Origin of the sequence: Pseudoroseomonas ludipueritiae, from assembly GCF_014490445.1 — a bacterium.
GTDB lineage: Bacteria > Pseudomonadota > Alphaproteobacteria > Acetobacterales > Acetobacteraceae > Pseudoroseomonas > Pseudoroseomonas ludipueritiae.
In genome coordinates, this window is sequence record NZ_JACTUZ010000323.1 from 1 (window position 1) to 1,530 (window position 1,530).

At 69.4% G+C, this 1,530-nt stretch carries 1 protein-coding gene and 1 pseudogene; both read left to right on the forward strand.

Annotated elements, in window-relative coordinates; genetic code table 11:
• Positions 1-1,372 (forward strand): IS21 family transposase (istA, locus tag IBL25_RS26035; protein ID WP_187781333.1); only part of this gene is annotated, 1,372 nt, incomplete at its 5' end.
• Positions 1,362-1,530, forward strand: a pseudogene (locus tag IBL25_RS26040) (ATP-binding protein); the annotation flags it as partial. The gene istA and the pseudogene IBL25_RS26040, both read left to right, overlap by 11 nt.

Below are 1,530 nucleotides of genomic sequence, written 5' to 3' on the forward strand. Positions count from 1 at the left end.
GCTGGATTCCTTTGCCGAGCGGCTGGCCGCCTGGCTGCGGACGGATGCCCGCAGGCCGCGCAAACAGAAACGCACCGCGCGGCAGTTCCACGCCGAGTTGGCGGGGCTGGGCTACGATGGCTCGTACCGGCGGGGCGCCGCCTTTGTGCGGGCCTGGCGGGACGACTGGCAGCGCCAGCAGCAGACTTCCGTCCGCGGTGTCTTCGTGCCGCTGGCCTTCGATGCGGGCGAGGCGTTCCAGTTCGACTGGAGCGAGGAGCATGCCGTCATCGGCGGCGAGCGGACCAAGCTGCAGGTCGCCCATCTCAAGCTCTGCCACAGCCGGGCTTTCCTGGTGCGGGCCTACCTGCTGCAGACGCACGAAATGCTGTTCGACGCCCACAACCACGGCTTTCGCGTGTTGGGCGGCGTGCCGCGACGCGGCATCTACGACAACATGCGCACTGCCGTCGACCGGATCGGCCCGAGCCGGGAGCGGCAGATCAACGCCCGCTTTCTGGCCATGGCGAGCCACTACCTGTTCGAGCCGGAGTTCTGCAATCCGGCTTCGGGATGGGAGAAAGGTCAGGTCGAGAAAAACGTCCAGGACGCCCGGCACCGGCTGTGGCAGCCCATGCCCCAGGCCGCCAGCCTGGAGGCGCTGAACGCCTGGCTGGAGCAACGGTGCCGCACCCTCTGGGAGGAGATCCCGCACGGGGTGGAACCCGGCAGCGTAGCCGCGGCCTGGCGGCAGGAAGTGGAGTGCCTGATGCCGGTCCGGCGGGTCTTTGACGGCTTCGTGGAGGAGACTAAGCGGGTCTCTCCGACCTGCCTCGTGCACTTCGACCGCAACCGCTACAGCGTGCCCGCCTCCTTTGCCAATCGGCCGGTCAGCTTGCGGATCTACCCTGACCGCATCGTGGTCGCCGCCGAGGGCGCTGTCGTCTGCGAGCACCAGCGGATCATCGAGCGGTCACACCATGGGCAGGGCCGGACCGTCTACGACTGGCGCCACTACCTGGCGGTGATCCAGCGCAAGCCCGGCGCCCTGCGCAACGGCGCGCCCTTCGCTGAACTGCCGGAGGCGTTCCGGCAGCTCCAGCGTCAGCTGCACGGCAGGTCCGGCGGCGACCGGGAGATGGTGGAGATCCTCTCCCTGGTGCTGCAGCACGACGAGCAGGCCGTGCTGGTTGCTGTGGAGATGGCGCTGCAGGCCGGGGTCGCCAGCAAGACCCACATCCTGAACCTGCTGCACCGGCTGACCGACGGTGCCACCAACCCGGCGCCGCCGATCGAGGCGCCCCAGGCCCTGGTGCTGGCGCAGGAACCCAAGGCCAACGTCGCCCGCTATGACAGCCTGCGCCCGAGGCAGGGAGGCCGTCATGCGTCATGACCCGGCGGCCGCCGCCATCACCATCATGCTGCGCAGCCTCAAGATGCACGGCATGGCGCAGGCCGCGGCCGAACTGACCGAGCAGGGCGCGCCCGCCTTCCAGAACGCGATCCCCGTCCTGTCGCAGCTGCTCAAGGCCGAGATCGCCGAGCGCGAGG